Origin of the sequence: Chryseobacterium takakiae (assembly GCF_900129385.1) — a bacterium.
Classification (GTDB): Bacteria; Bacteroidota; Bacteroidia; order Flavobacteriales; family Weeksellaceae; genus Chryseobacterium; species Chryseobacterium takakiae.
Window position 1 is genome coordinate 202,157 of the sequence record NZ_FQVO01000005.1, and the last position, 20,188, is coordinate 222,344.

Genomic DNA, 20,188 nt, shown 5'->3' on the forward strand with positions numbered 1-20,188 from the left:
TCGGGGCTTTGTTTATTGCAATTCGATTGGATTACTGTTTTTCTTGGCTTCTTCTTTTACCCGCTCTTCCATTCTTTTTCTCATTTCCGCAGGATTTCCACCGCCGCCTCGGTTACCGCCAATTCTCATTGGCCCACCACCTTGCGACATGAAAGCCATAGGATCTTCCATAAATTTTTTCTGCTGCTTTATGTAGTCGGATCTTTTTACTTTAATGGTATTACCGAATTGGTTTAATGTAGGAAAATCAGCAATTTTATAATTTTTCATCAGATCGAAAGAATATTCGCCTTTATCATCTTCTACCTTTACGATAAGTCCGGGAAGCCCTCCGAATTTGTAAGGTCCGTCCTGATAAGGCAAATCCGTAGTAAACCAAGCCGTCCATTTTCTGCCTCCGAAATCAGTTTCTGCTTTCTGTACTTTATATTCACCTATTTTTGTAGTTTCCGGCATGATCTTCCAGTTCAGAGGCCTGTCTTCCTCATAAGTGTAAACATCCCTTCCTATTCTGTCCTTAAAAATGGTCTTCTGATCTTTTTTATCTTTTTCTATAGAATAATTGATATTCGATCTCAGACTTTCCATCTGGTCCCTGTTGAATCCTCTTGCTCCACCGCTTTGCATGGCAGCCTGTATAACAGAGTCTCTTTTAATCCTGTTTTCAGAGTAGAACATTGATTTTTCCGGAGAAATATCCAGGTATGCATTTTCCGTTTTAATGTTATCTTTGTCAGACGCATTCGGCTTCATGGTAACCTGATAGACAAATCTGTTAGTCTGCGCTATAACAGTCTGCATGAATAATGATAAAATGATGATTCCTAATTTTTTCATTAAGGTAAATTTATAGTTTGGATTTTGAAATCTTTGCAAAGTTAAAGCCATCAATAATAAAAATTGATAAAATAAAATCGCTAATTTTTATATACTAATTATTGTTCGTATTTTTGCACTATTAAATCATTCTAAATAAATACAATGATAAAAGTATCAGATCAAGCAAAGGCAAAAGCAGTCCAGCTAATGACAGAGGAAGGCTTTAACCCTGCTGAAGATTATATAAGAGTAGGGGTAAAAAGCGGAGGATGTTCTGGTTTAGAATATGTTTTGAGGTTTGACAACCAAAAAGCAGACACTGATCAAATTTTTGAAGACAATAATATTAAAATTGTTGTCGACAAAAAATCAATCCTCTACCTTGCAGGGACAACTCTTGAATATTCAGGAGGATTAAACGGAAAAGGATTTGTTTTTAACAATCCTAATGCATCCAGAACATGCGGATGCGGTGAAAGTTTTTCTCTTTAAATTTAAGATTTAAGTAAGAAAATAGGAGGCTTTATATTTTATTTAGAAAATAGTGATCTAAAAGGCTCCAAATACAAAAACAGAAAATAAAAATAATTCGGAGATACAAAATTTTGAATTTCGAATTTTGAATTTTTGAATATAAATTATGAATAAATATACCGAAGACGATTTACGCGTCGACTTAGAAAATAAAAAATACGAATTCGGATGGGAAACGAAAATCGATTACGAAGATTTTCCTACCGGTCTGAATGAAGATATCATCCGCGCTATTTCTGCAAAAAAAGAAGAGCCGGAATGGATGACGGAATGGCGCTTGGAATCTTTCAGAATCTGGCTGAAAATGACAGAGCCGGAATGGGCCAATATTAAATATGAAAAACCGGATTTCCAGGCGATTAAATATTACGCAGCTCCGAAAGTAAAGCCTGAGCTGGCAAGTCTTGACGAAGTTGACCCTGAATTGATCAAAACTTTTGAAAAATTAGGAATCAATATCGAAGAGCAGAAAAGACTTTCCGGTGTTGCTGTAGATATTGTAATGGACTCCGTTTCTGTGAAGACCACTTTCCAGGAAACCTTAATGGAAAAAGGAATTATCTTCTGCTCTATTTCGGAAGCCATTAAAAATCATCCGGACCTGGTAAGAAAATATCTTGGAAAAGTAGTTCCGAGAGGTGATAATTTTTATGCCGCCCTGAATTCTGCCGTATTCTCTGACGGAAGTTTCTGCTATATCCCGAAAGGCGTAAGATGCCCAATGGAACTTTCAACCTATTTCCGTATCAATCAGGCAGGAACAGGACAGTTTGAAAGAACGCTGGTGATTGCCGATGAAGGAAGTTATGTTTCTTATCTGGAAGGGTGTACTGCACCATCAAGAGATGAAAATCAGCTTCACGCAGCTGTTGTTGAATTGATCGCTTTAGATAATGCTGAAATAAAATATTCAACCGTACAAAACTGGTATCCGGGAAATGAAGAAGGAAAAGGCGGAGTTTTCAATTTCGTAACGAAGAGAGGACTTTGCGAAAGAAATGCAAAAATCTCCTGGACACAGGTAGAAACAGGCTCTGCAGTAACATGGAAATATCCTTCATGTATATTAAAAGGAGACGGATCCATTGGTGAGTTCTACTCTATCGCGGTGACAAACAATCATCAATATGCAGATACAGGAACAAAAATGATCCATATCGGTAAAAATACGAAGTCCACAATTATCTCTAAAGGTATTTCTGCCGGGAAGTCACAAAATTCATACAGAGGTCTTGTTAAGGTCATGCCTTCTGCAAAAGGAGCCAGAAATTTCTCGCAATGTGACTCTCTGCTGATGGGTAATGAATGTGGAGCGCACACTTTCCCATATATTGAAATTAAAGATCCTTCTGCACAGCTGGAGCATGAGGCAACAACTTCAAAAATAGGGGAAGACCAGATTTTCTACTGCAACCAAAGAGGAATTGACACAGAAAGAGCTATTGCTCTGATTGTAAACGGTTTCAGTAAGGAAGTTTTAAATAAATTACCTATGGAGTTTGCCATTGAAGCTCAGAAATTACTTGAGATTTCTTTAGAAGGTTCTGTCGGGTAATATATGTAAACATTAAGAAGTTAAGTTTTTTTAAACTCTCTTAAATTCTTAACGTTCAAAATATTAAGGAATTGATAAAATCAATTCTTTTAAAGAAAAATTAATATGACAAAAACACAAATAACACAACTTTCTTATGACATTGTAGGATGCGCCATCAAAGTACATAAGGAATTAGGCCCGGGCTTATTGGAAAGTGTTTATGAAATGTGTTTGGCATATGAGTTAAGAGAAAAGGGATTTTTAGTTAATCAACAAATTAGCACCAAAATCAGTTATGGAAAAATTGAAATTGAAACTCCGCTAAAAGTTGATTTACTTGTAAATGATTCAATTATTATAGAAATCAAAACTGTTGAAAGTTTATTGCCCGTCCATCAGGCTCAGCTGATGACTTATATGAAAATATTGGAAAAGCCTCAAGGTCTTTTAATTAATTTTTATACGGACAATATAACAAAGTCGATGATTCCTTTAATAAATGAGTATTTTTCAAAACTCCCGGAATAATATTTTGTTCAATTAAGTTAAATTTACTGCAATAGCTTAATTAACTTAATTTAAAATCAATTTTATTGATTTGCTTAAAAAAAATAAATGTTACATTAAGACTAATAACTTAAATTCTTAATGTTTAAAAAGAAAAAAAGAAAAGTATTTCATTGATAAGCGTTAGCGCCTTTGTTATTTTAAAAAACCAAAGGAAGATTAAAAATCTTAGTCTAGCCTTGCGATAAATTAGAAAATATGTTAGAGATAAAAAACTTACACGCCAGAATTGAAGACGGCGCAGAAATTTTAAAAGGAATTAATCTTGAAATAAAGCCGGGTGAAGTTCATGCTATCATGGGACCAAACGGAGCCGGGAAATCAACACTCTCTTCCGTAATCGCAGGAAAAGAAGATTATGAAGTTACAGATGGAGAAATCATTTTCGGAGGTGAAAACATTATTGAAGATGCTCCTGAGGAAAGAGCACACAAAGGAATTTTCCTTTCTTTCCAGTATCCGGTAGAAATTCCGGGAGTTTCTGTAACCAACTTCATCAAAGCAGCGATGAACGAAAACAGAAAAGCCAACGGATTAGACGAAATGCCTGCCAAGGAAATGCTTTCGATGATCCGTGAGAAATCGGAAAAATTAGGTATTAAAAAAGATTTCCTTTCAAGATCATTAAACGAAGGATTTTCCGGAGGTGAAAAGAAAAGAAATGAAATTTTCCAAATGATGATGCTGGATCCGAAACTGGCTATTCTTGACGAAACAGATTCAGGATTGGACATTGATGCACTGAGAATAGTTGCAGACGGTGTTAATGCTTTTAAAAATGAAGGAAATGCAGTTCTTCTGATTACCCACTATCAGAGACTGCTTAATTATATACAACCTGATTTCGTACATGTATTGGCCAACGGGAAAATCATCAAAACAGGTGATAAATCTCTTGCGCTGGAACTGGAAGAAAGAGGTTACGACTGGCTTTTAAATTAATTAAAAGATAAGAATTCAGAGATTCATCTCTTAGTTTAACAATTCAGCCAAACAAAAAAAGAAAAAATGGTGCAAACCACAGATATACCAGTAATGGCATTAAAAGAACAGATTACAGAAAATCATAACAAATTTTTGGAGAGCCTTCGTCATAGATTCCTGGACGAAAAAAGAAAAGCAGCTCTTCAAAGATTTGAAAGAATAGGTTTTCCTACAAAAAAAGACGAAGAATATAAATATACCAATCTCAAGGAGATTACCGAAAAAACCTATAACTTTTTCCCGAAAGAAAGCCACAATATCACCAAAGAGCAATTGGATAATCTGCATTTGGGTGAAGAAAATTTTGACTGGATTACTTTCGTAAATGGTAAGCTTCATAAAGAACTTTCAAAAGTTTCTATTGAAAATGTAGAGTTTCTTTCATTTAATTATGCTTTAAATGATGAGCAACACAGAGAGGTTTTCGATACCTACTTCAATACAATTGCTTCGAAAGATTCTGCTTTTACCAATCTGAATGAGGCCTATTGCAAATATGGATTCTTTTTGAAGGTTCCTAAAAATGTAATAATCGAAAAACCGATTCACATTTTCTACATCTCTCAAAATCAGGAAGAAAACACCTTCTATAATACGAGAAATTTATTAATCGTAGAAGAAGGTGCCAAAGTGGAAATTATTGAAAGTCACCACAACTTTGACAGCACGTATGTACTTACAAATTCGGTAACAGAAATTTTCACGTACCCCAACGCAAAGGCAGACTGGCATAAAGTACAAAACGATAACGATACTTCTTATCTCATTGACAGTACTTTTGCAAGACAGGAAAAAGACAGTTTAACCACTGTCAATACATTTTCTTTCGGAGGAAAGCTGGTGAGAAATAACCTGGATTTTATTCATAACGGATCCAATATCAATTCGTTTATGAACGGAATTACCATTATCGGTAAAGATCAGCTCGTAGATCATCACACAGCGGTTCACCATAATTTCCCGAACTGTGAAAGTTACCAGAATTATAAAGGTATTTTCAACGGAAAATCTCACGGAGTTTTCAACGGAAAAGTTTTTGTTGATAAAATAGCCCAGAAAACAAATGCGTACCAGCAGAATAACAATGTTTTGCTGAGCGAAGGAGCAAGTATTGATACAAAACCTCAGCTGGAGATTTTTGCAGATGATGTAAAATGTTCTCATGGATGTACCGTAGGACAATTAAATGAAGATGCTCTGTTCTACTTAAGAGCAAGAGGTATTTCTAAAAAAGAAGCTCAGGCTTTATTGCTCTATGCTTTCGCAAATGATGCAATGCAGAATATAGATATTGAGCCGTTGAAAGAAAAAATTTCTAAGCTTTTAGCCGAGAAACTGGAAGTTGATATAGAATTTTAGTAATATATAATTGATAATAGTAAGCACTTCATATTTTATTGGAGTGCTTTTTTTATTCATCTTTATCAAAGCTTCAAGGTTTTAAAAACCTTGAAGTTATAATCTGCAGATGTATTTACTTTTTAATCCACCACTGGCTGTCTTTTCTGTCGGAACGTTTTACGCCATTATCCAAGGTGTAAGCAAAACCTACCCCCAGCGTTTGTTTAAGCTGTGTTTTTTTAATTTGATTATGATCATACATCAAATCCACTGTAATATTTGAGGAGATGAATTTATTAACTTTTAAATTCAAGATCAATCCGTACGCAAGAACCAGTCTTTCAGGATGATCCAGATAGTTGGAAAAAACAGAAGCAGTATTGGTAATATTTACATTTTCCATCAATTTAACTTTATAATACGCTGTGCCGAGAAAACCGTACTGTAATAAAGAATTATCACCGTCAGCTTTCAAGCCGTATGTTCCTGCAGTCTGAAGATCTTCATCAAAAACGAACGTCCATCTTGCATTGGAAGGCCGCAATGTTACATTGATGTTATCATTCGGCCGGTAAGTGATCCCCATCCCGACATTCAGATAACCGGGAGCCATAAAATTAGAAATTTTCTTAGCCTCAGGATTATTGCCATCTTCATATCCTACCGTAAACTGAGAGATAACCCCGGCTCCCACGGAAAGATACCAGCTTTTTGAAACCCTTCTTCCGTAATTCGTGGAAACATTAATCACATCCTGGGTTTTTCTCACCCCAATTCCCTGAGTATCATTTTGTCCGTAATTTAAGAGAATAATATTTTCCCACAAATCCTTATCTTTTTCGTAGGTAATATTATAATCTGCTCCCAAAAGCCAGCCTACGTTATTGGCTCCACCCCCAACCCAATTGGAGAATGCTGCCTGATTGATCATTAAAGACTGCTTGCCGAGAACTGACCAGTGCTTAACAGTATCTGTCTTTATAGATGCAGTGTCCAGAATGACCTGCGAATTGACGAAAATCCCCAAATAAAGGGTAAGAATTAATAAAAGCTTCTTCATGAGTTCAGGATTTCATTGTACAAAATTCTCAACAAAAATATTAAATATAAATTTTATGACGGAAAGCACAGTATTAAATCTCATATTCAAGGTATTAAAAAACAAAATTGAGTGACAATTCGATGGATGAAAAATTAAATCAAGGCAAAAAATTACTTTTTGGCTGAAATAAAAGACCATCATCAAAAATTCATCGCCAAATTTTCCGAAATTTATCGTTGGCTTTTCGTTTGACATATACACTGCATGCTAAAAAATAATGTAATTTCCAAAAAAGCTATTATAAACCCGTTGCTGATGCTTTCAGCCATGTGGCTGGGATATTTTCTTCAGCTTCAAGGCTTTTTTGAAAGTTGCTTTGGTGCCATTATTCCTTTATTGCCTGAAGGTCTGCTGGGAATCATCACTTCTCCTCTGCTGCACGGAAATCTGGATCATATTGTGGGCAATTCCGTCCCTATCGTGATCCTGATGTTTCTTCTGTATCAGTTTTATCCGATGGTTGCCAATAAAGTATTTATAATCGGCTGGCTTGCTACTGGTCTTTTGGTTTGGCTGTTACCGCCCATCGATATTATAACCGGCGATTATCTTTATACATGTACCATCGGAGCCAGCGGCGTGGTATATGTTCTCGCTTTCTTTCTTTTCTTCAGCGGTATTTTTAAATGGAATATGAAGCTGCTTACCATCTCCTTGCTTGTTGTGTTGTATTACGGAAGTTTGGTTTGGGGTATGCTGCCGGAAGAATTGTTTTATAACCTTCAGGAACCGAGCAAAATCGCATGGCAGGCGCATATTGCAGGCGCTGTTGTGGGTGTAATTCTTGCCTTTATGTTTAAGAAAGCAGGCGAAAAAAAGAAAAAATACATTTGGGAATTCCCGAATTATTACAGTGAAAAAGACGATAAATTATGGCAGGAGTACAAAGAAAATCATCCTGAGGATTTTCTGGAACTGCCTTATAAAGAAAAAGATGACATCTGGAAACACCTTGATGAGCTGAGAAGAAAATAAGTCAGTAAAGAAATTATCTCTTTCAAGATCTACGCTAAATTCAATACATTTGCCAAAACAACACAAATGTATTCTGAAGAACATCTTTACTCTATTGCCCTCCGTGAATGTAACTTAATCGGTGATATTAATTTCCACAAACTTGTGCGCACTTTCGGAAGTGCAAAAAAAGCATGGCTGAATGCCAGGAAAGACTACAAAAAACTTGACGGCTTTGGCTATCGGATGGTTGCTGATATCGGAAATCCCGACCATCTGAAGTTTGCGGAAAATGAACTTACATTTTGCGAAAAAAATAATATTATAATTAATCTCAGGCATTTTGGTGACCTTCCGGAATTGCTCAATGAATGCAATGATGCTCCGGCAATTCTTTATCAAAAAGGAAGTTTTGATGACACAAACCAGCGGATCAGCCTGGTAGGAACCCGAAATATGACGGCATATGGACAACAGTTTCTCATTGATTTTTTTGAAGAAACTAAATCCTGTAATTATATTTCCGTGAGCGGACTTGCCTTGGGTGTTGATAAGGAGGTTCATGAACAGTCTGTTGAAAAAGGAATTCCTACAACAGCCGTTTTAGCACACGGATTTCATATGATTTACCCTTCAAAAAACAGAAAACTATCTGAAAAAATTTTGGAAGAAGGCGGTGCATTATTCACAGAATTCAATTCTTCCCGGAAACCGGACCGTGAAAATTTTATCCAGCGAAACAGAATTGTTGCCGGTTTATCGCCTTCAACAATCGTTGTTGAGACTGCTTTTGGTGGCGGATCGGTAAGTACTGCGACATTCGCCAACCAATACAACCGCGAAGTTTTCGCCTTGCCCGGAAAAATTACAGATAAACAGAGCCAGGGCTGCAATCATCTGATTTACCACAACAAGGCAGCATCTATTTCTACCATTAAAGATCTTATTGATGATTTAGGCCTTAAAAAGCCTAAAGTAAAAATGGATGAACTATTTTCACGCAGTGAAACCAAGATTCAATTAACTGAAAATCAACAATTAATATTTAATCTTATATTAAAATATCCACAGATCTCTTTAGATGAAATTATTGAGAAAACGGAACTAGCATCTCATAAAATTTTACCCATAATTCTGGATTTGGAGCTTTTGGGGAAAGTAAAATCACTTTCGGGGAGACAATTTATTGCAATATGAGATTTAACCATTTCTTAATATTGCATTATTTTAAACATAACATTTAATTTTTAATAAAATTAACGGTTAAATTATTAACTTAATAATATTAACTAATTATATTATTAAACTTTCAGCAATCATTCATTAAGGTGTTGTGAATCTTGAAAAAAAAATTAAATTTGTTGGCAATAATATTCAACCCTAATATATGGAACAATATAATATTGACCAGAAAATCCAAGAGTTTATAGCAAAAATTGAGGCCAAAAACCCTAATGAGCCAGAATTTTTACAAGCCGTAAAAGAAGTTGCTGTTACAGTAATTCCGTTTATTATGACTAAGAAGGAATATACGGGCATGAAACTTCTTGAAAGAATGGCGGAAGCTGAAAGAATCATCATCTTCAGGGTTCCGTGGGTTGACGACAAAGGCGAAATCCAGGTAAACAGAGGATTCAGAATTCAGATGAACTCTGCTATCGGACCATATAAAGGAGGAATCCGTTTCCATCCTACCGTAAATCTTTCGGTTCTAAAATTCTTAGCTTTTGAGCAGGTATTCAAAAACTCGCTTACGACACTTCCGATGGGAGGTGGAAAAGGAGGTTCAGACTTTGATCCGCAAGGAAAATCTGATATGGAAGTGATGCGTTTCTGCCAGGCTTTTATGACGGAGCTTTGCAAGCATATCGGACCGGAAACCGACGTTCCTGCGGGAGACATCGGGGTAGGTGCCAGAGAAATCGGGTATCTGTTCGGGCAGTATAAAAAAATCAGAAATGAGTTTACCGGAGTACTTACCGGTAAAGGCCTTGCATACGGAGGATCTTTGATCCGTCCTGAAGCTACAGGATATGGTGTAGTATACTTCGCGGAGCAGATGCTTAAAACGATCGGGCAAACATTTAAAGACAAAATCGTAACGGTTTCAGGTTTCGGAAATGTAGCATGGGGCGTAATTAAAAAAGTATCTGAACTTGGCGGAAAAGTAGTGACGATTTCCGGGCCGGACGGTTATATTTATGATAAAGACGGGATCGACGGCGAAAAAATCGATTATTTATTAGAATTAAGATCTTCCGGAAATAACAGAGCTGAAGATTATGCTAAAAAATATCCATCTGCACAGTTTTTTGCTGGGAAGCGTCCTTGGGAAGTGAAGTGTGATGTTGCTATTCCATCTGCAACTCAAAATGAGCTTGATCTTGAAGATGCTAAACTTCTTGTTGAAAACGGATGTGTTTGCGTAACTGAAGCGGCCAACATGCCATCAACTTTAGATGCTATCAATTATTTCCTTGACAATAAAGTGCTATTCTCTCCGGGGAAAGCTTCCAACGCTGGAGGTGTCGCAACTTCGGGTCTTGAAATGACACAAAACTCTATCCGTTTGAACTGGACTTCCGAAGAAGTTGACGCAAGACTGAAAGAAATCATGATCGGAATTCATAAAGCCTGCAGAGACTACGGTAAAGAGGAAGACGGCTATGTAAACTACGTGAAAGGTGCCAATATCGCCGGCTTCGTGAAAGTTGCAGAAGCAATGCTCGCTCAGGGAGTCGTATAAAATACAAAGGTTGGGAATTTCCCGACCTTTTTTCATACAACCTGTTCCCGGGATTATAAATGGGATAAAAGTAAAAAGTGAAAGGAGAAAGCGTTGATGATTCAACGCTTTTTATTTTGTGAAATGCAGTATCCTAAAACATTTTATTTTAAGATCAAAAAAAATCCTGAAAAATTTCAGGATTCTTTATTGGCATTATCTACTTATTTTTCTTTTTCATTTTTCTGTCGCCGGTAGTTGCATCTCTGTTTTTCCAGTTGGCTGTATCGGTTTTAGATGTATCCCAATTGTTATTGTTGTTATTGTTGTTATTGGTTCCGTTATTCATGGTACCGTTTGTTCCGTTGTTCATGTTGTCATTTCTCATGTCTCTGTTCCTGGTTGTGTCAGGTTTTACAGTGTCTGTCTTCTGTGGGGTAGTTTGTGCAGATACTGCGATCGTTCCAAACATTGCTAAAGCTGTTGCTAAAATTAAATTTTTCATAATATAATGATTTGGTGTTGGTTGTGTTATAGTAAGTACAATAATCATACAAAGTGGTAGGTATAAAAATGTTTTAACTTGATTTATAATAATTTAAGACAAATTATATTATAAACAGGTTGAAGGAAAATCCCGGACTATAAGATCCGGGATTCCATTTCTACTTTACTAAATTTAAATACTTACTTCGACTTTTTCTTTTTAGACTTCTTTTCTTCTTTGGTCGCTTCATCATTAAGCTTGGCAGTATCCGCATTTGGATCTGCAGTTACACTGGCTGAAGCATCAGTTGCAGTGGTTGCTGCCGCCGCGTCTGTTGTTGAAGCTGCATTGGTATTTTGAGTTTGGGCTGTTCCGGAGGAATTTGCTCCCCATTCTGAAGTAGCCTGTGTCCCCTGTTGAGGCTGAGTTGTCGTTTGGTTATTAGGATTTTGGGTTTGAGACGGGTTTTGTTGTGTGCTGTCCGTCTGAGCTGATACTGCGATTACTCCGACTAATGTAAACGCTGCTGTTAAAACTAACTTCTTCATAATAATTAATATTTTATTTATTAAATGGTTGTTTAACTTAAACGTCATCATTTTGTAGAATATTATCTGCAAAGCCTTTATTTAACGTACTTTATATTTATTTAAGAATGATTTTGGATTATATGCTATTTTGCTAAATTTTTCATAATTCGCTCCACAAACTCGTATGCAGCAGGGCAAATCAGGGTATTTTTCATTGTAAGATTGTTGATCTGATAAATCTTTTTACGGTCCGTATGCGGGTACTCCCGGCAGGCTTTTGGACGTACTTCGTAAATAGAGCACGTGTTATCACTGTTTAAAAAGAAGCAGGGAAGATGCTGCAGGACTTTATCGTTATCTTCATCAATACGAAGATATTTGGCTTCAAAATCAGCAGGTTTCATTCTAAGATGTTTTGCTATTCTTTCAATATCTTTTTCCGTATAAAGAGGACCTGTGGTTTTGCAGCAATTGGCGCATTGCAGACAGTTTATATTTTCGAAAACTTCATCATGCGTTTCCTGAACTATATAGTCCAGATTTTTCGGCGGCTTTTTCTTAATCCCATCAAGAAATTTTTTATGCTCTTTTTGCTTTTGTAAAGCCTGTTTTTTGTATAAGTCTAAATTCATTTATTCTTTTCTTCCTTAAATTCCGGAAGATCCGTTTGTTGATAATGGCTGATTTTATCCAGATCCAGCACTGTTGAAAGGTGCTCCTGGTCCGGATAATACATCGGGATAAATTTGGCTCCGTACACAATTTCTTCCGAAACATAAGACGTGCGCTGTACTACCGTATTGGAAAATACTTCATCAAATGCACGCACATGAACGATGATTTCAATATCCGTTTTTTTAAAATCCTCGTCAGAAAACCCGAAGAACGGTGAATCCTCATCAATCACATGAACGATTGTCCAGTTCAGCGCCAGCGTATTAATTTTGTTGAGCCGTGTTTTCAGTGTATAAAAATTACTTTTCTTTATATTGTTTTCGATCACTTCAATAGCAGCTGAAACCGTAACCTCGGCATCCGTTAAAGAATTATTTTTATAGGGAGCAAGCCTGAACATCAGCGCTGTTTTGTCCGTGAAAGGAGCAATCAGCGCGATATCTGAAAATTTCAGATAGGCTCTCGGTCTTGAAAATCTCCCGTAAAAAAGTCCCGTTGCAATGGCAAAGGTAAGCAATCCGAGGAAAGCTTCAAAGGTTGCCACAAGACTTGCCATGAAGCCCACCGGCGCAATTCTTCCATATCCCACAGTGGTAAAGGTCTGGGAGCTAAAGAAAAAAACATCAATAAATTCGTTTACCGGATCACTTTTATCAATCCCCGTTAGGTGCTCTACACCAATAAGATAATAAATGAATGCAAAAAACAAATTGACCAGAACATATGCAATCACCAGATAAGAAAGGAAATTAAAGGTTGACAGCTCCAGCATGGTATGATACCAGCTGAACCGGTTGAAAATATTCACGCCTTTCCTTCTGACGTTCGGAAGACCGTCCTTGTTGATAAATCTCCCTGATGCATTATCCCCGAAACCACTGTTATCCGTATTTTTCTGACGAATTTTTTGCCTGAATTCTCTTGCCATGTATGATCATTTTGTTTTTAATTTCACCCAATCAGCAGAATGCTTATCACATTCATCTATCTGAAGTAACATGCAAAGATAGAATATTGTTTTCATGAAATTTATCAAAATGTTTCGGATAATGTGAGTGAAAAACATTTTTAATATTTAACGAAATACCATTCAATTTATACCAGTAAAACGTATCTCGCTCTCTGGAAATTTCTTTTAAATATTTAATACAATTTATTGATTTTTTATTGATTTAATATTATACGACGTGTTCTGTCGCTTCTGTGATGGATATTTGCTTTAAGAAAATACAAAGAATGAAACAGGATTTTAAGACTTCCGGTGGATATAGATTAGCCTGAAGACCACCTAAAAAAATAAGGCTGAAACCTGAAGTGACTCTCATAAAAAGAGGCTTCAAATCTTAACCTTAACAAGCAAAACAAAATTACAAAAAAAATGTCCACAAATGAAAGAATTGCCAATCCCGGCAATCCCACTACTCAGAACACCTCTCAAACATTATTCAGATTCATAAGCATGAGAAACCCTCAGCTTACCGAAACCAAGAAAGAAAATTTAGGATTTATCCACAGACCTGTTTTAAATAATGCCTTTGATCAGGCTGTGAAAAACAGATCCGGAATTTCAAAAATTCAGGCATTGGAAAATCAATGTAAATCTTTCCCTTCCCCTTTTTCAGAAAAAGATCTTGAAAACAGCCAATATGCCGGTCTGCTGAAAATAGGCAGAAAAATAGCCAAAAAGGAAACGCTTTCGGCCGCGGAACTTACCCGGACAAAAGATGCCTATTCTTCCGGGCAGACCGAATTTGAAAAACTGTGGGAAAATCTGATTTTTCAGGTCGTTACCCAAAAAGATTTTTATGCTAAAGAAGCGTTGGTTCATATTTTAAAAGCTTTGCATGTAGGCTACGCGCAGACCCTTTCTTTAACCGAAGAACTTACAAAAATAAACGGTACCAATTTAGTGGCAAAAGCATTGGATGCTAAAGTGGTAATGCCAAAAGAACTTTTCGTAGAAGAAGAAATATCAGGATCTTCATTAGCCTCTAAAATGGCAACATCCGAAACATCAGCACTTTCAAATAAAACACAGGAAAGAATAAAAGCTGATGCCCAAAGGGATTTAGCAGTAACTCAGGCGCTTCTTAAAAAAGAACAGCTTGAAAAATTGAATTCGGAACTGGAAAATATCCAGAAAGCATATCATAATTCCAAAACGAAAGCTTATCAGTCTGCTTATAATGAATATACTGCCGCATATCAGTCTCAAAAAGAAGAGTATGAAAAAGTTTTTGAAGAAATCAACTATTTAACGGAACATAAAGCATCCGAAGAAGAGCTGATACGTTTACATGAAAGATTGAAAGAGCTCGAAGTTCCTCCGTTTGAATTTTCGTATCAAAACGAGATTACTATTTCAGACCTTCAGAGAAAGCTGTCTCCTGAGTCATTCGAACTGTTTATGACCCTTTTTGCGTATCAGGAAATGGGCGAATTATTTTACTCTCAAATACCGCCAACAGCAAAAACAGAAGTAGTTTCAGAATCAGAATTGAGAATAGGGACACAAGTTCTACAGATCGACGAAAGCTATCAAACCTTTGAAGATCTGATTTATCAGGTGCAAAATCATATTTCACAGGAAATGCAATCTGCCCTTGACAATACCGTTTTGGAGCAGACTCAATATGCAAATTTGGGAGGAGCATTAATTCCGGTTGGAAATTCATTGGTGAGAACACATTTGGCGTACAGCCTTTTGCCGGTCTGGAGAAGATCTGCCTTCGTCCAGGATAACGGATTTCTCAATTTCTCTTTTGAAGTGCAGGATAATTCCTGGAGTGTTGCCAATGCAAAAATTATATTGGAATCTAATACAGGATATCATGAAGAAACATTGGCAAATATTGATGTCCTTAACGGAATGATCAGTTTCCCTGCAGTAATGGTCAATAAATTTTCATCAATAAGCAAAATTCGAATTGATATTTACTTCAGCAACGGAAGAGAAGCGTATCTGGAACTGCTTAAAATTCCTAATAATCAAATACAGACAGGATTACTTACATTAAAACCAGGCAAAGAAGATCCGAGAGGAGAAGAGCCGGAAGTGGTATCAGCCGGAAGAAAACTGTTCGGGCTGAAAAGATTGGGAATTGCAGAATACATGAAAGTAGTACAGAGTACCCACGCTTATGTTCCGGGAGATGTTACGCATATTGAAAATATCATGGCAAAAGAGTTCAAGCAAAAGTCTACCCGAAGACTGAGAAAAAGTGAAATTCAGACCACTGCTTCTAAAGCTACAGAACGTGAGACCCTTAGTGATACAACCAGCACCACAAGACACGATATGCAGTCGGAAGTTGCCAATGTTATCATGAAAGATACCACCGCACAGGCACATGCCAATTGGAGAAGCGGAGAAACCCCTTATGGAATATTTGAAGCCGGAGGAAGCCTTGCTACCCACAATGCCAAAGAAAACAGCGTAAGACAGGCGATAACGCAATCGCAGGAAATCACCAATAAAGCAGCCGACAGATTGCTTACTAAAATTGCAGAAGAAAGGATTGAAAAAATTATTGAAGAATTTGAAGAAAATAACGCTCACGGCTTCGACAACAGAAACGGTGACAAGCATGTTGTAGGCATTTACCGATGGGTAGATATGAAATACAAGAATCAGATCTACAATTACGGAAAGCGTACCATGTTTGAATTCATGATCCCGGAGCCGGCAAGATTACACAGACTGGCTTTGGCAGTAGCAAAGGCAGATGTGCTTACTGCGCCGGTAGATCCAAGAAAAGCACCGGCTCCTTACACGATGCCGAATTCTAAAGCAGCCACAAAAACCTTACTGCAATATTGGGCGGATATTTACGGAGTAACGCTTACAGACGAAATGCCCGGCAAAGAGGTTATTCTTAATGCCAACGGAAGCCCTCAGACAGAAGGAGAAGGCACGTTCTTCGATGCCAACCTGGAGATTCCGGACGGATACAAGGCAACCACCGCAACCATTGTTTGGGCATACAATAAACAGAGAAACAGATCAGGTTTCTGGCAGGGAAATTATATTTTGCCCGCTTATTTATCTTTCGGAAACTTAAAAGGAGGCAGTTTTTATAAAGAAACCCGAAATCAAACGCTTAACGGAACAGAAGGAGTAAGCGGATTAAACCTTACCGGAGTATTCAACTACAGGGTATCCGGTAAAAATATCGGCGGATTTAATATTGCCTTAAAGTTCCCATGCGTTCCGAATGATGCCAATGTTCTGGCGTGGCAGACCGAAAACTTTAATGCCATCATCGAAGCGTATAAAGAAGCTTATGAGAAATTTAAAGAAGAGCAGAAGCGTCTCGATGAAGAACAAAAAGAGAAAGAAGCAGAAGCTAAAGACAAAATGGGCAATTTTTACCGTTACATGGAGAATGATGTGTTAAAGCACAACTGTATTGCCTATTTGCTACAGGATTATCTTTCTCCCAATACCATCGGACAAAACTTTACCGATGGTGACAAAATGGAAAACTTCCAGGTATTCTTAAATGAGGATCTCGATCAATACACTGCTTTAGCCAAATTCATGGAACAGGCTTTTGAATGGAATATTATGAGCTATAATTTCTATCCTTATTACTGGGCCAACAGAAAACACTGGCAGGAAATGTATATTTCGGAAAGCGTAGATCCTTTATTCAGAAGCTTTTTACAATCCGGTATGGCGAGAGTTATTGTAACCGTAAGACCGGGATTTGAAGATGCCATCCAGTTCTTCCTGAGTACCGGAAAAATCTGGAATGGTGAAGAAGTTCCTGTAATCGGAGACCCAATGTACATGAGTATTGTGGATGAAATGAGAGAACCGGTAGGAATCAAGCAGGGAAAACCGTGGATTACCAAACTTCCTACCACCCTTACGATTCTTCAGGAAGGTTCTGCCGGACTGAGAACAACAACTGCATTGCCGTTCAGCGCAGAAAATCCACTGGAGTTTGAGAATCCGGAAGAAGTGGTTACCTCGTCAGAATTTGCCATTACGGATGCGCAGTTAAGTTCGGGGGCACACCGTTTCGTGGAAAATATCGATATCAAAGACGGTAATCTGCAGCTGACCACAGATAGTGATCCGAGAAAGGTCATTGCCCAGATCTCCATGCAAAGCATCAAAAACAATCTTCCTTAAATAATCTTTGGCAGTATACTAAAAGCCAGAAGTTAAATATTAACCTGCTTTAGGCAAGTGGCGGTTAGAAAAAGAGCTAACCGCCATAAGCCAAAAGCTAAAAGCAAAAAATGATGACTTACGAAGAATATTTAAAAGAGATAGAAGATTTTGATGACATTACCCAACAGGAACTTTTAGCCGATTTTCAAAACCTTATTCCGCTGGATAATCCTTCTATGATGCAGCAAATGGGATATGGGGGATTTCAGGATTTTATGAAAGTGAAAAATGACGCTCAGACAATGCAATTGGGAGAGACGATACGCGGAATGAATAATGTGAGTCCTTTGGTTACAATGAAGTTTGGGAATCAAACCTCAAAAGATATTGCATCCAAATATTTTATAGATGGTAAATCAGCTAAAAATGGAAATACTAACATTATTGAAGATATCAACATTACCGTAAAAAACGGATATAAATTCGACACCTACAGTTATTATTTTGATAATAACCACAACGGAATTTATGGAGACGGACAAGATGTACTTGCCTTCAAACTTTTGCTTTTTGTTTCTACAGACGGAAATAAAGTGAAAGAATGCTATGAGGTTGTGAAACCTGCTGGTTATGAAGTTATTCTGTTTTTAGAATCCGATGAAGATGTGTTGACCAAAGGTGTACTTTATGGAAGAATGTCAGAAAAAGTACGAAAACAGTTTACCGATGAAAAAGGAAACCTGAAAAGCAACCTTTTTGATAACGAAATCATGAAGACGGTAAGCAAATATGCAGATGTCAACCAAGATGTTGTTGAAGAACTTATGAAAAAAGGACATATAGAAAACAGCGCAATTGCAGAAGGCTTTTTTATATTCCTCAAATATGTAATGATGGGGCTTTCTGCACCTGCAAAAGCCTTAGGGTGGGTGTGCAGAAAAATAGGACATGGATTGGATTATCTTAAAATATCCGATGATTTTTGGGATACTCAAAGTGAAGATTACTTCTTTAATAAAGATAATCTCATTAAGAAAATCACCATTTCTGAAGATCTTATTAATGAGATCGACAAGCTTTTTGAAGATAAAAAGGGATTGGATCTACATGATATTACTCCCGATATTTTAGAAAGGTATATCAAAGAATATTCAGCAGCTATAAAGAATTTTATACGAGATTATAACGATTTTGTTACCCAAGAGATAGAAGCTTTTTATCAGCTTGGTAATAATGCTGTTGCTAATCTTATGGCCGGAGCAACACAAATGTGGGTTGCTTACAGATGTGGGCTGTGGAATGGTATTGTAGATTTTGTATCTTCGCTGTTAAAGTTTGCAGGAGAACTACTGGAGGCTCCTTTTAATGCAGCGCAGGATTTTCGGGCAGCAATGGAAACATTGGATAATGTCTATGACTTTTTGTTTGGAGGACATTTTAAGGAAAATCTTAAGGCAGCGGTTAAGGAAATGTATAACAGGCTGTTGGATTTTTGCAAAACTCACAATAAAGAAGATTACGATTGGGTAAGGGTTTCTTATGTAGCGGGAAGTGGAGTTGCTTTTATTGCGAGTTTTTTTATACCTTTTACACAGGTTCTGAAAGTCGCCAAGTTAGGTAAAATTGCCGAAATTGTAGGAGCCGTAAACAAGGAAGTAGGAGCGGTGCTTTCAGCTACAGCAAAGTATGGAAAAGATCAGGCATACAAGGCGATAAGTAATTTACTGGAAATCTTTTCAAAAGGTGGCAAAGCATTTTGGGACTTTTTGAAGAAGGTTTGGGATGAGCTGGAAAAATGGTTTCTGAGCGAAAGGTATAAACTTTCCAAAGCCAAAGAATTTCTGGGATTAGGCTTTAGTAAAGAAACTTCAGAAACTTTAGGCAATCTTGGATTGAAACCTAAACTTGATGGTTTCCGATCGACTGCAACCCCAATGAATGTTCCATATGGAAACTTCATAACCAGATTGGAATATAAAGGTTTTACAGTTTTTAGAGGGAGTAAAAAAGCAGTTGCAGCATTTGCCAAAGAATTAGAAGAAATGGGGGAAGAGGCAGCCATAAAACATTTAGAGGATTTATTAAATAAATTTAATAAATTTCTTCCTGAAAATTGTGACATTATTTTCAAAGATGGATCTTATAACTTTAAGGATTTATTGACAGATGAATTAGTGGGACTTGTAGAAATTAATGTAGATGAATTTTTAGAATTTGGAATATATCGTAAGGGGTTAAGTACACAAGTTACAGGAAAACAAGTTTTTAATGCTTTAATAGAGCATCTGAAAATTCGAAAGATTTCATTTAAAGGAATTAGAGGTTTGTGGTCTGGAGCGAGTGATAATGTTACTACTTTTAACAATGCTATACAAAAAGGGATGACCGCTGAGAAAGCGGCATTTGAAACATGGACAGGACAAAGAGCATTAGAGCAAGGTTATAAAAAAGTTATTATACAAGAACTAACACCTCCTACTCCGCCACATACAAAAATTTATGTTAAATTTTATGAATAATAATATATTATGGAAGATATAATAAAAATTTCTATTGAAAACAGTCAAAAAAAAATTAACAATAGAGGGTTGGATGAAATGTTAAAAGACTTTTCATCAGACGAAAAAGAATATATTTTCATTACTAATATTTTCAAAAAGGTAAATAACCAAAATGATATTATTAATGAATTAAAATTAATTAAGTCTAAAACCACACCAACTTCACTATTACTAATACTAAAAACCTTAGGCAAAATTTCAATATCAGATGCTCAACCTATTTTAGACAAAATACTACATGAATAAATTT

General features: G+C 36.7%; 17 protein-coding genes. 11 read left to right on the forward strand and 6 right to left on the reverse strand.

Annotated features, from left to right (window positions below):
* Positions 1-12 precede the first annotated feature (12 nt).
* Entirely contained in the window at positions 13-837 is an 825-nt protein-coding gene (locus BUA76_RS08780) for a GLPGLI family protein (RefSeq protein WP_072884427.1), read from the reverse strand.
* Between the two features lie 144 nt (positions 838-981).
* Between BUA76_RS08780 and BUA76_RS08785 the strand changes: the two genes are divergently transcribed.
* The 5 genes from BUA76_RS08785 (at position 982) to sufD (ending at position 5,800) form a co-directional block, all read left to right on the forward strand.
* A complete protein-coding gene (locus BUA76_RS08785; protein ID WP_072884428.1) occupies positions 982-1,311 on the forward strand; it encodes a HesB/IscA family protein in 330 nt (109 codons plus the stop codon).
* A gap of 148 nt (positions 1,312-1,459) precedes the next feature.
* Positions 1,460-2,908: a Fe-S cluster assembly protein SufB gene (gene sufB, locus BUA76_RS08790; RefSeq protein WP_072884429.1), complete on the forward strand. Its 1,449-nt coding sequence runs from the start codon at positions 1,460-1,462 to the stop codon at positions 2,906-2,908.
* Between the two features lie 105 nt (positions 2,909-3,013).
* Complete coding sequence (locus BUA76_RS08795; RefSeq protein ID WP_083573194.1) at positions 3,014-3,418, forward strand: GxxExxY protein; 405 nt, start codon at positions 3,014-3,016, stop codon at positions 3,416-3,418.
* A gap of 237 nt (positions 3,419-3,655) precedes the next feature.
* The gene (gene sufC / locus BUA76_RS08800; RefSeq protein WP_072884431.1) at positions 3,656-4,399 is read left to right on the forward strand and encodes a Fe-S cluster assembly ATPase SufC; all 744 of its coding nucleotides are present in this window, start codon (positions 3,656-3,658) and stop codon (positions 4,397-4,399) included.
* Positions 4,400-4,492: 93 nt separating this feature from the next.
* On the forward strand, positions 4,493-5,800 hold the full coding sequence (gene sufD, locus BUA76_RS08805; protein ID WP_072884483.1) for a Fe-S cluster assembly protein SufD: 1,308 nt from the start codon (positions 4,493-4,495) through the stop codon (positions 5,798-5,800).
* A 115-nt stretch (positions 5,801-5,915) separates the two neighbouring features.
* Here sufD and BUA76_RS08810 read toward each other — a convergent pair whose 3' ends face one another.
* Positions 5,916-6,842, reverse strand: coding sequence for a DUF3078 domain-containing protein (locus tag BUA76_RS08810; RefSeq protein WP_072884432.1), 927 nt, complete (start codon positions 6,840-6,842; stop codon positions 5,916-5,918).
* Positions 6,843-7,088: 246 nt separating this feature from the next.
* Between BUA76_RS08810 and BUA76_RS08820 the strand changes: the two genes are divergently transcribed.
* From BUA76_RS08820 to gdhA, 3 genes are all read left to right on the forward strand, one after another.
* Positions 7,089-7,859, forward strand: a complete 771-nt coding sequence (locus tag BUA76_RS08820) for a rhomboid family intramembrane serine protease (RefSeq protein ID WP_072884434.1) — start codon at positions 7,089-7,091, stop codon at positions 7,857-7,859.
* 66 nt (positions 7,860-7,925) lie between these two features.
* Complete coding sequence (gene dprA / locus BUA76_RS08825; protein WP_072884435.1) at positions 7,926-9,035, forward strand: DNA-processing protein DprA; 1,110 nt, start codon at positions 7,926-7,928, stop codon at positions 9,033-9,035.
* A 190-nt stretch (positions 9,036-9,225) separates the two neighbouring features.
* Entirely contained in the window at positions 9,226-10,584 is a 1,359-nt protein-coding gene (gene gdhA / locus BUA76_RS08830; RefSeq protein WP_072884436.1) for an NADP-specific glutamate dehydrogenase, read from the forward strand.
* A 199-nt stretch (positions 10,585-10,783) separates the two neighbouring features.
* Here the strand turns inward: gdhA and BUA76_RS08835 are convergent, their stop codons facing one another.
* From BUA76_RS08835 to BUA76_RS08850, 4 genes are all read right to left on the reverse strand, one after another.
* The gene (locus BUA76_RS08835) at positions 10,784-11,068 is read right to left on the reverse strand and encodes a hypothetical protein (protein WP_072884437.1); all 285 of its coding nucleotides are present in this window, start codon (positions 11,066-11,068) and stop codon (positions 10,784-10,786) included.
* Between the two features lie 182 nt (positions 11,069-11,250).
* Positions 11,251-11,598: a hypothetical protein gene (locus BUA76_RS08840; RefSeq protein WP_143149884.1), complete on the reverse strand. Its 348-nt coding sequence runs from the start codon at positions 11,596-11,598 to the stop codon at positions 11,251-11,253.
* 125 nt (positions 11,599-11,723) lie between these two features.
* A complete protein-coding gene (locus tag BUA76_RS08845; protein ID WP_072884439.1) occupies positions 11,724-12,212 on the reverse strand; it encodes a YkgJ family cysteine cluster protein in 489 nt (162 codons plus the stop codon).
* The gene (locus tag BUA76_RS08850; RefSeq protein WP_072884440.1) at positions 12,209-13,183 is read right to left on the reverse strand and encodes an ion channel; all 975 of its coding nucleotides are present in this window, start codon (positions 13,181-13,183) and stop codon (positions 12,209-12,211) included. Before BUA76_RS08850 ends, BUA76_RS08845 begins: the two co-directional genes overlap by 4 nt.
* Before the next feature lie 450 nt (positions 13,184-13,633).
* Here BUA76_RS08850 and BUA76_RS19085 point away from each other — a divergent pair, with 450 nt between their 5' ends.
* The 3 genes from BUA76_RS19085 to BUA76_RS08865 all read left to right on the forward strand — a co-directional run bounded on the left by BUA76_RS19085 (position 13,634) and on the right by BUA76_RS08865 (position 20,184).
* Positions 13,634-17,395: a FliH/SctL family protein gene (locus tag BUA76_RS19085; RefSeq protein WP_072884441.1), complete on the forward strand. Its 3,762-nt coding sequence runs from the start codon at positions 13,634-13,636 to the stop codon at positions 17,393-17,395.
* Positions 17,396-17,505: 110 nt separating this feature from the next.
* A complete protein-coding gene (locus BUA76_RS08860; protein WP_143149885.1) occupies positions 17,506-19,896 on the forward strand; it encodes a hypothetical protein in 2,391 nt (796 codons plus the stop codon).
* Positions 19,897-19,905: 9 nt separating this feature from the next.
* Positions 19,906-20,184, forward strand: a complete 279-nt coding sequence (locus BUA76_RS08865; RefSeq protein ID WP_072884443.1) for a hypothetical protein — start codon at positions 19,906-19,908, stop codon at positions 20,182-20,184.
* Positions 20,185-20,188 lie beyond the last annotated feature (4 nt).

What these genes read in the sequence shown, in the direction of transcription:
- BUA76_RS08780 (WP_072884427.1), bottom strand. Translation starts at nt 837, where the DNA reads ATGAAAAAATTAGGAATCATCATTTTATCATTATTCATGCAGACTGTT.
- BUA76_RS08820 (WP_072884434.1), top strand. Translation starts at nt 7,089, where the DNA reads ATGCTAAAAAATAATGTAATTTCCAAAAAAGCTATTATAAACCCGTTG.
- BUA76_RS08795 (WP_083573194.1), top strand. Translation starts at nt 3,014, where the DNA reads ATGACAAAAACACAAATAACACAACTTTCTTATGACATTGTAGGATGC.
- BUA76_RS08865 (WP_072884443.1), top strand. Translation starts at nt 19,906, where the DNA reads ATGGAAGATATAATAAAAATTTCTATTGAAAACAGTCAAAAAAAAATT.
- BUA76_RS08840 (WP_143149884.1), bottom strand. Translation starts at nt 11,598, where the DNA reads ATGAAGAAGTTAGTTTTAACAGCAGCGTTTACATTAGTCGGAGTAATC.
- BUA76_RS08850 (WP_072884440.1), bottom strand. Translation starts at nt 13,183, where the DNA reads ATGGCAAGAGAATTCAGGCAAAAAATTCGTCAGAAAAATACGGATAAC.
- BUA76_RS08785 (WP_072884428.1), top strand. Translation starts at nt 982, where the DNA reads ATGATAAAAGTATCAGATCAAGCAAAGGCAAAAGCAGTCCAGCTAATG.
- BUA76_RS08845 (WP_072884439.1), bottom strand. Translation starts at nt 12,212, where the DNA reads ATGAATTTAGACTTATACAAAAAACAGGCTTTACAAAAGCAAAAAGAG.
- BUA76_RS19085 (WP_072884441.1), top strand. Translation starts at nt 13,634, where the DNA reads ATGTCCACAAATGAAAGAATTGCCAATCCCGGCAATCCCACTACTCAG.
- gdhA (WP_072884436.1), top strand. Translation starts at nt 9,226, where the DNA reads ATGGAACAATATAATATTGACCAGAAAATCCAAGAGTTTATAGCAAAA.
- BUA76_RS08860 (WP_143149885.1), top strand. Translation starts at nt 17,506, where the DNA reads ATGATGACTTACGAAGAATATTTAAAAGAGATAGAAGATTTTGATGAC.
- sufC (WP_072884431.1), top strand. Translation starts at nt 3,656, where the DNA reads ATGTTAGAGATAAAAAACTTACACGCCAGAATTGAAGACGGCGCAGAA.
- sufB (WP_072884429.1), top strand. Translation starts at nt 1,460, where the DNA reads ATGAATAAATATACCGAAGACGATTTACGCGTCGACTTAGAAAATAAA.
- BUA76_RS08835 (WP_072884437.1), bottom strand. Translation starts at nt 11,068, where the DNA reads ATGAAAAATTTAATTTTAGCAACAGCTTTAGCAATGTTTGGAACGATC.
- dprA (WP_072884435.1), top strand. Translation starts at nt 7,926, where the DNA reads ATGTATTCTGAAGAACATCTTTACTCTATTGCCCTCCGTGAATGTAAC.
- BUA76_RS08810 (WP_072884432.1), bottom strand. Translation starts at nt 6,842, where the DNA reads ATGAAGAAGCTTTTATTAATTCTTACCCTTTATTTGGGGATTTTCGTC.
- sufD (WP_072884483.1), top strand. Translation starts at nt 4,493, where the DNA reads ATGGCATTAAAAGAACAGATTACAGAAAATCATAACAAATTTTTGGAG.